Raw genomic sequence first — 8487 nt, forward strand, 5'->3', positions numbered from 1 at the left:
AGCTGCAACAGCTGCAACGCGAGTACAGCGAAGGGCACCCTCGGCCGGCAACGGCCCAAGGTGCCCTTTTTGGTGCTAGCACGCAAGCGACTTAGTGCCCGGAGAGCCTCTTCAGCGCCGAGAGGACAACCGCTTTGTCCTTGGTGGCCCAAAATGGTGGCAGAGCTGCGCGCAGAAAACCGCCATAGCTTGCGTTGGCCAGGCGCGAGTCAAGTACGGCAACCACGCCCCTGTCCTCACTGGATCGGATCAGGCGCCCCACGCCCTGCGCAAGACGAATAGCGGCGTGCGTAGCGGAGATGGCGATAAAGCCGTCACCACCACTTTGTGCCACTGCCCTGGCCCGGGCCGTAACCAACGGGTCATCGGGACGCGGGAAGGGAATGCGGTCAATGACGACGAGCCGGCACGAGGCGCCTTGGACGTCAACACCCTGCCACAGTGACATGGTGCCGAAGAGGCACGTGTCTGGTTCAGCGGCAAACTCCTTGATGAGCCCGGCCATGGATGAATCACCTTGGCACAGGATCTTCACTGAAAGCCTTTTCCGCAATTTCTCAGCTGCTTCTTCTGCGGCACGCCGTGAGGAAAACAGCGCCAGAGTGCCGCCACCGGCAGCGGTGATGAGGGCCGCAAGTTCATCCAACTGTTCCTGGGACATGCCAAAGCCCGGCTTCTTAAGGTGGGCCGCCACGTATAACATGCCCTGTTTGGGGTAGTCGAAGGGGGAACCTACATCGGCTCCTGTCCAACTGGGTGCGCTGGGACCCAACAGGCCAAGCCCGCCGGCTGTTGCCTGAAACGATTCCCCAATGGCGAGCGTGGCTGAGGTCAGCACCACCGTACGGTCAGTGAATAGACCCTCGCGTAGTTTCATGGCGACACTCAACGGGGCAATGTTCATGACAGCGGGTTCGTTTTCGTCCGCTTTCTGATACCCCTTGCCCGGTGTGAAGCTACCGGGCCGCGAAGCCCAGACGACTTCGCGGGCATCCTGGGCAGCCAACAGACGTTCGCACAAGTCAAAGATCAGGTTCAGGCGTGATCTTGCAATGGAGCGGCCACCGTCGGCAGCTGAGTTTCCCTCTGGTTTAGAATCCGACAGTGCTGCCCGCACGGCGTCACGCACCTGTTCGATGGCCTGAGTTTGGCCGTCGTTGAGACCGTTGGGTTGAAGCCCTTCGGGGATCCCTGCCAATACCAAGTCAAGAGCGGCAGCGCTTGCGTGCAGAGCGTCTACTGACACACCTGTGTGCTTCCGGGTGCTGGAGGCTGCTGCCTGCACCATTTGGACGGACAGCTGACCTGTGACAGCCCCTGTCACCCGGTCGTGAAGTTCATGGGCTTCATCCACCACAACAACGTCGTAGTCAGGCAAAACGGCAATGCCTTCGAAGGCGCTGATGGCCAGCATGGCGTGGTTCGTCACCACAATGTCCGCATTGGCGCCACGGGCACGCGCCAATTCCGAGAAGCACTCTGCCGCCAGCGGGCACTTTTGTGCACCCAAGCACTCCATGGACGTCACAGAGACTTGGCGCCACGCCTTGTCGGTGACACCCGGCACCAGCTCGTCCCGGTCCCCCGTATCGGTGTCCTGCGCCCATTCGCGCAGCCGCACCACTTCCTTGCCGAGCACTGATGTGGGGCCGGAGCCTGCACTTGACGGATGCGGGACACTGCTGTCTTCACCCAAGCTGAACAAGGCACCTTCGCCGGTGTCTTCCGAGGGAAAGCCGCCGCCCAGCTTGTGCTTGCATACGTAGTTGCTGCGTCCTTTGACTAGGGCAACGTCGATGGGTCGTGGCAAAAGCGGCGCCAAGGCTTCAAGGAGTCTCGGCACGTCACGGCCCACGATCTGGGCCTGCAGCGCAAGCGTTGCAGTGGCCACCACCGAGGGTTTGTCGCTCGTCAGGGAATTCACGATCAACGGAATCAGGTAGGCCAGCGACTTTCCGGTGCCCGTGCCGGCTTGGACCAGTAGGTGGTCGCCGCTTTCAATGGCTTCCACAACACGGCGCACCATTTCATGCTGGCCCTCCCGTCGCTGGCCGCCCATGGCTGCCACGGCTTTGTCCAAGAGGTCGATGGCCTGCTGTGAAAACTCACTCTCAGGCATGCTGGACAAACGGCTCTACCTCAGCTGCCAAATCTTCACGAACCCTCACGTTCGCCAACGTGCCATGCTCACCGTGATCCAAGCTGATAATCTCGGCATCGCTGCGGTGGAGTTTGTTCAAGACATCACCGCGGTCGTAAGGGATCAGCAGTGTCAAGGTGACACTGGGATGAGGAATTCCCTCACTGATGGCCTCAAGCAGTTCATCAATGCCCTGGCCCGTGCGTGCCGACACCACTACTGTGCGGGCCTCGTGCTGGCGAAGCCGCTCAACCACAAAGGGGTCGGCAATATCCGCCTTGTTCAAGACGATGATCTCAGGGATTTGCAAGGCCCCCACCTCGGCAAACACTGTCCGAACGGCAGAGATCTGCCCCTCCGGGTCCGGGTGTGAGGCATCCACAATGTGGAGGATCAGGTCAGCGTCGGCCACTTCCTCCAGCGTTGACCTGAACGCCTCAACCAACTGAGTGGGCAGCGACCGGACAAAGCCGACAGTGTCCACGAGTGTATAGCCCAGCCCGTCAGCAGTTTCGGTCTTGCGCACGGTGGGGTCAAGGGTGGCGAACAGCGCATTCTCCACCAGCACACCGGCGTCCGTCAGGCGGTTCAGCAAGGAGGACTTGCCGGCGTTGGTGTAGCCGGCGATGGCTACCGAAGGCACGCTGTTGCGCTTGCGGTTGGCACGCTTCGTTTCCCGGGCGGGGCGCATGGCGGCAATTTCACGGCGCAGCTTGGCCATTCGGGTGCGGATTTTTCGCCTGTCCAGTTCCATCTTCGTTTCACCGGGTCCGCGCGAGCCGATCCCGCCGCCGGCGGTACCGACACGTCCGCCAGCCTGGCGGGACATGGACTCGCCCCAACCACGCAGACGTGGCAGCAGGTATTCCATTTGGGCCAGCTCCACTTGGGCGCGGCCTTCACGGGACTTTGCATGCTGGGCAAAGATATCCAGGATCAAGGCAGTGCGGTCAATGACCTTGACCTTGACGACTTCTTCCAAAGTGCGTCGCTGGGACGGAGCCAAGTCGCCGTCGATAATGACGGTGTCCGCCCCTGTCGCGTGAACAATCTCCTTCAGTTCCTGGGCCTTGCCCGTACCAAGATACGTGGCAGGGTCCGGTTTGGCCCGGCGCTGGACCAAACCGTCAAGGACCTCGGACCCAGCTGTTTCAGCTAGGGCTGCCAACTCCCGCAAGGAATTTTCCGCATCCGCCATGGTGCCCTGGGACCACAACCCAGCCAGCACAACTCTTTCGAGGCGCAATTGCCGGTATTCAACCTCGGTAACGTCTTCCAGCTCGGTGGAGAGGCTGGCTTTTCGACGCAGCGCATTGCGTTCGGCCAGCTCACTCTGGTCCCCGTCAAAGCTGCTGTGCTGGAAATTCATTGACGAAACGGCCTGCGCCCCGGAGGACAAGGGCCGGGTCGATCGGGTTCCCCGGTACGGGTCCTGTGCCTCAAATTCGTCATCGGCACGAACCGTGGCCGCTGCTGCGGCGTCTTTGGCCAGGATCCGGTTGATCACGGCTTCGATCTCGGCGACCGACAACTCCTGCCCAGACGCGTCTGGGCTTGAGGCAGCTTCCTCATTCCCGTCGTTGTGGGGTGTGGTGTTGTCGTCGGAACCATTGTGGGCAGATGCGTTGGACATGTTCTCCTTATAGGCGCTTACCCTCAATCTTAGTCCGGCCCGCCCACACGCACACCTGCACCCTCCCGTTCCTGTGGACAACGGCCGCCAACAGTCGTGGTGCTAAGGCGTGCCTAGATACACAATGCGGCAATTTCGCACTAATCTGGCATGACTATGGGTACTCAGGGCGCAGATCACTATTTCAGTTCACAACCGTCAACACCGATGACGCGCCGGCCACTGAGCGTAGTGTTGGCCGGTGAAAAGCGGCAATTGCAGACAGCGGGTGGCATCTTCAGTCCCGACGGCGTCGACAAGGGCACTGTGATCTTGCTCAACGAGGCGCCACCGCCAGCCACCGAAGGCAATCTGCTGGACATTGGTTGCGGTTGGGGGCCGGTCGCACTCACCTTGGCGTTGCGCTCCCCCGCGGCGACCATCTACGCCGTCGACGTCAATGAGCGCTCCATTGAACTGACCCGCGACAATGCGAAGGCGTTGGGATTGGACAACGTCCACGCTTCCACGCCCGACGCCGTCGACCCGTCACTGCGCTTCAACACGATCTGGTCCAACCCCCCTATCCGAGTGGGCAAGTCGGAATTGCACTCAATTCTGCTCATGTGGCTTCCGCGGCTGGCCCACAACGGCAACGCCTACCTCGTGGTGCAAAAGAATTTGGGTTCGGATTCGCTGCAGCGCTGGCTGGCTGCCGAATTGGGCGAGCAGTTCCCGGAGGCCGGGTTCACCGTGGTGCGGGACTCCACGAACAAGGCCTTCCGGATCCTCAAGGTCACCCGCACCAAGCCCTGACCCACCGGCAGCACGGCACCGGCTATGCGGCACCGGCACCCAACCGCTCATGAACGAGGCCGGGCCTACTCCAAGGCGTCGGCGATGACCCCTTCTGCCACGATCACGGCCGGTCCGCTGAGTTCCACGTGTTCGCGGCCGTCGGGGCCGGGGAAGAACCGCACGCCGACCACACCGCCGGGAACGGCCACGGCCCAGTCGTTTGGGGCCTCGGTGCCTGCCCAAAAGCGCGTTGCCGCAGCGGCCGCACATGCCCCGGTGCCACAGGAAAGTGTCTCCCCGACGCCGCGTTCGTGGACACGCATGCTGATGTGCCCGACGTCGTCCATCACCAACGGCTCAGCCGGTACGGCAAACTCTACATTCGTGCCGTGTGGGGGAACCGGCGTGACGGCGGGGGCCGTAGCCAGGCTCATCATGGCCAATTCCTCCAGATCCGCCAGCGCCACCACGGTGTGGGGGTTGCCCATGGTGATGGACAGGGCCGGGCGCTCCACGGGTAGACTCGATGCCTCGACGAGCGAATCCATGCCGCGTTCAGCAGCAAGTTCAGGGTGGATAAAACCCCAGGGGCCCATATCAACCCGGTAGCCGGCACTGGTGCGTGCAACCACCTTGACGCCCGCACGCGTGCCAATCGTCAGTTCCTCGTCGAGCCCCAATTCAACGAGTCCCTGGGTGAGCAGGAAGTGCGCGAAGACACGGACGCCATTGCCGCACATTTCCGAGCGCGATCCGTCCGCATTGTGATAATCCATGAACCATTCGGCTTCCGGGTGGTCCTCCAACAACGCCACGCCTTCGGGCAGATGCCGGGAGCGTACGGCGCGGATCAGCCCGTCCCCGCCAACACCGCGATGCCGGTCGCACAACCTGGCGATCTGCTCTGGCACAAGCTCGCGCAGGCCTTCGGGGTCTGCCAGCAGCACAAAGTCGTTGCCGGTGCCATGGCCTTTAGAAAATCGCAGGCCGGTCAGGGAAAGCGCGGATTCAGTCATGATTCAAGCCTATTGCACCTATTGTTCGACGCCGGACAACGCCTCAGGTCTCCGTGTTGCCTTGCGATTGGCTCATCCGGGCGGCGTTCACCTGTGCAGCCGCGGCGCTGCCCAGATCCGGCTGGCCCCAGTCCAACCATTTCACGCGCGGGTCTGCACGGAACCAAGTCAGCTGGCGGCGGGCAAATTGCCGGGTCGCCACAATCGTTTCCTCGGTGGCCGTTTCCAGGGTCGAGGTTCCGTCAATGACGCGCAGGAACTGCTGGTAACCCAGCGCTTTGTGCGCCGTGCGGCCTTCGCGAAGGCCTTCCGGGATGAGTGATTGAACTTCCGCAAGCAGGCCGTCCTCCACCATGGTGTGCACGCGGGCGGCCAGCCGCTGGTGGAGTTCAGCACGGTCCCCGTTCAAGCCGATTTGCACTGTCGGCGTGAGGTACTGGCGCTCAGGCATGAACGAGCTAAATGGCCGTCCTGTCAACGCATGCACTTCCAGTGCCCGCACCACGCGCTTGCCATCGTTGATGCGTAGCGCTGAAATGGGGTCCACTTCGGCAAGACGCGCCAGCAAGGCAGGCAGTCCTACGCTTTCAAGTTCGCTCTCAAGGGCCGCGCGGACGTGCTGGTCGGTTCCTGGAAATTCGAGGATGTCCACAGCGGCCCTGACATAGAGCCCTGAGCCCCCCACCAAAATGGGGAGCCTGCCGCGGGAACGAATATCGGCAACAGCATCCCTGGCCATGCGTTGGAAGGCAGCCACCGTGGTGTCTTCGCGCACGCCAAGGAAGTCCATGAGGTGGTGTGGAATGCCGCGCCGATCCTGCGGAGGCAGCTTGGCCGTGCCAATGTCCATGCCCCGGTAAAACTGCATGGAGTCGGCGTTGATTGCCTCACCGTTGAACTGTTCGGCCAGTTGCAGGGCAAGTTCCGACTTGCCGGATCCCGTCGGACCAACAATGGCGACCAGCGGAAGAGTGGCAGCTTCCACGCTCACGCGGTACGGACTGGCAACGACGGCATGCCGAGGCTGACTTTCGGCCGGGCGCCCTCGTTCCCTCCGGCCACGGGCACACCACAGGATTCCGCCTGGGCCAGGTCCCAGGCATCCCCGGCTCGCGAACGCCGCAGGGAGTAGTCGGCCGTGGTGGACGGGTCGGCGATCAGGTGGAAGGATGCAGCTTCGGTGACGGTGACCGTGACCACGTCGCCGGGACGCGGGGTTTGCCCACCTTCGGGAACGCTGAAGTGAACCAGTCGCTGGTCCTGTGCGCGGCCGGAGAGCCTGTGCGTTTCCGCGGCCTTGCGCCCCGACGACGCGGTGACCATGACTTCCACCTTGCGTCCCACCTGCTTCGCGTTTTCCTCCGCCGCGATCCGGTCCTGCAACGCGGTCAGGCGCAAGAATCGTTCCTGCACAATTTCCTTAGGCAGCTGATCAGGCAAATCTGCCGCTGGCGTACCGGGTCGTTTGGAGTATTGGAACGTGAAGGCGGTGGCAAAGCGGGACTTTTCGACGACGTCGAGCGTGGCCTGAAAGTCTTCCTCCGTCTCGCCGGGGAAGCCGACGATGATGTCTGTGGAGATGGCGGCGTGCGGCATCTGCTCACGGACCTTGTCCAAGATGCCCAGGAACTTGGCCGAACGATAAGAGCGGCGCATGTCCTTGAGTACCTTGTCCGAGCCGGACTGCAGCGGCATGTGCAGTTGCGGCATGACGTTGGGGGTCTGCGCCATGGCGGCGATGACGTCATCGGTGAAGGCCGCCGGGTGGGGACTCGTGAACCGCACGCGTTCAAGGCCTTCGATTGCACCGCAGGCTCGCAAAAGTTTGCCGAACGCGAGCCGGTCGCCAAATTCCACGCCGTAGGAATTCACGTTCTGGCCCAGCAGCGTCACCTCGATGGCACCGTCGTCCACCAACGCCTGGATCTCTGCGAGGATCTCCCCGGGGCGGCGGTCACGTTCCTTCCCGCGGAGAGCTGGGACGATGCAGAAAGTGCACGTGTTGTTGCAGCCCACGGAGATGCTGACCCACCCGGAGTACACGGAATCGCGACGCGTGGGCAGGGTGGAGGGGAAGACCTCCAGGGATTCCAGGATCTCCATTTGTGCGTCTGCGTTGTGGCGGGCACGTTCTAGCAGCACAGGCAGGGCCCCTACATTGTGTGTGCCAAAAACCACGTCCACCCACGGAGCACGCTTTTGAATCGTGTCGCGGTCCTTCTGTGCCAGGCAGCCGCCCACGGCGATCTGCATGCCCGGGTTGGTCTCCTTGATGTGGGCCAGCATGCCAAGGTTGCCGTAGAGCTTGTTGTCGGCGTTCTCGCGGACTGCGCAGGTATTGAATACCACCACGTCCGGAACAGCATCACCATTGGCATCCAGTATCCGTGCTGGGCCGGCTTCCTCCACGGCGACAAGCCCAGCCGTTTCCAGCAGTCCGGCCATGCGCTCGGAGTCGTGCACGTTCATTTGGCAGCCATAGGTTCGCACTTGGTAGGTGCGCGGCTGCGTAATGGTTTCTAGGCTCATGGACTCGGGGCTGGCGGAAGAATCAACGCTGTCTTGGATCAGGCTCACCCCACCAGCTTAAGACCAACGGCGCTCTATCAGCTAAACCGTCCTTTGACCCGCCCCTCAGTTGCATGAGTGCGTCTCAGCCGCGAAACCGCTGACGGGCAGCCGCGTTCTCACGGGTGCGGCAGTGGCATGCGGTTCAGGCGCGGTTTCGCGGCTTGCCCCTTACAGGTCAGTACCAGCCCACACTTTGCGAGTGGCCCCAGGCGCCGCAAGGGGAACCATATCGGTTCTTTATATAGCCCAGCCCCCAGGTAATTTGCGTCTGGTAGTTGGTCAGCCAATCAGATCCGGCTTCCCCATATTTGCCCGGAGGCAGCGCCTGAGCGATTCCATAAGCACCGCTG

Annotated in this window: 6 protein-coding genes and 1 pseudogene; 1 reads left to right on the top strand and 6 read right to left on the bottom strand. The window is 62.2% G+C overall.

What is annotated here, in order from left to right; translation table 11 throughout:
• Window positions 1-91: 91 nt before the first annotated feature.
• Together Q4P21_RS03830 and hflX are read right to left on the bottom strand one after the other, a co-directional pair.
• A complete protein-coding gene (locus tag Q4P21_RS03830) occupies window positions 92-2119 on the bottom strand; it encodes an ATP-dependent DNA helicase (protein WP_303387523.1) in 2028 nt (675 codons plus the stop codon).
• Window positions 2112-3773: a GTPase HflX gene (gene hflX, locus Q4P21_RS03835; protein ID WP_207345037.1), complete on the bottom strand. Its 1662-nt coding sequence runs from the start codon at window positions 3771-3773 to the stop codon at window positions 2112-2114. Before hflX ends, Q4P21_RS03830 begins: the two co-directional genes overlap by 8 nt.
• A gap of 156 nt (window positions 3774-3929) precedes the next feature.
• Here hflX and Q4P21_RS03840 point away from each other — a divergent pair, with 156 nt between their 5' ends.
• Window positions 3930-4568, top strand: coding sequence for a class I SAM-dependent methyltransferase (locus tag Q4P21_RS03840; protein ID WP_303387536.1), 639 nt, complete (start codon window positions 3930-3932; stop codon window positions 4566-4568).
• A 65-nt stretch (window positions 4569-4633) separates the two neighbouring features.
• On the opposite strand, the gene dapF is transcribed toward Q4P21_RS03840, so the two are convergent.
• The 4 genes and pseudogenes from dapF to Q4P21_RS03860 all read right to left on the bottom strand — a co-directional run.
• On the bottom strand, window positions 4634-5566 hold the full coding sequence (gene dapF / locus Q4P21_RS03845; RefSeq protein WP_303387524.1) for a diaminopimelate epimerase: 933 nt from the start codon (window positions 5564-5566) through the stop codon (window positions 4634-4636).
• A gap of 43 nt (window positions 5567-5609) precedes the next feature.
• Window positions 5610-6557 (bottom strand): tRNA (adenosine(37)-N6)-dimethylallyltransferase MiaA, encoded by a 948-nt coding sequence (miaA, locus tag Q4P21_RS03850; protein ID WP_303387525.1) that lies wholly within the window; start codon window positions 6555-6557, stop codon window positions 5610-5612.
• Entirely contained in the window at window positions 6554-8095 is a 1542-nt protein-coding gene (gene miaB, locus Q4P21_RS03855) for a tRNA (N6-isopentenyl adenosine(37)-C2)-methylthiotransferase MiaB (protein ID WP_303387537.1), read from the bottom strand. The genes miaA and miaB overlap by 4 nt, the downstream gene beginning before the upstream one ends.
• Window positions 8096-8312: 217 nt before the next feature.
• Window positions 8313-8487 (bottom strand): annotated as a pseudogene (locus tag Q4P21_RS03860) (lytic transglycosylase domain-containing protein); the annotation flags it as partial.

The sequence above is a fragment of the Arthrobacter sp. genome (assembly GCF_030540645.1).
Lineage (GTDB): Bacteria > Actinomycetota > Actinomycetes > Actinomycetales > Micrococcaceae > Specibacter.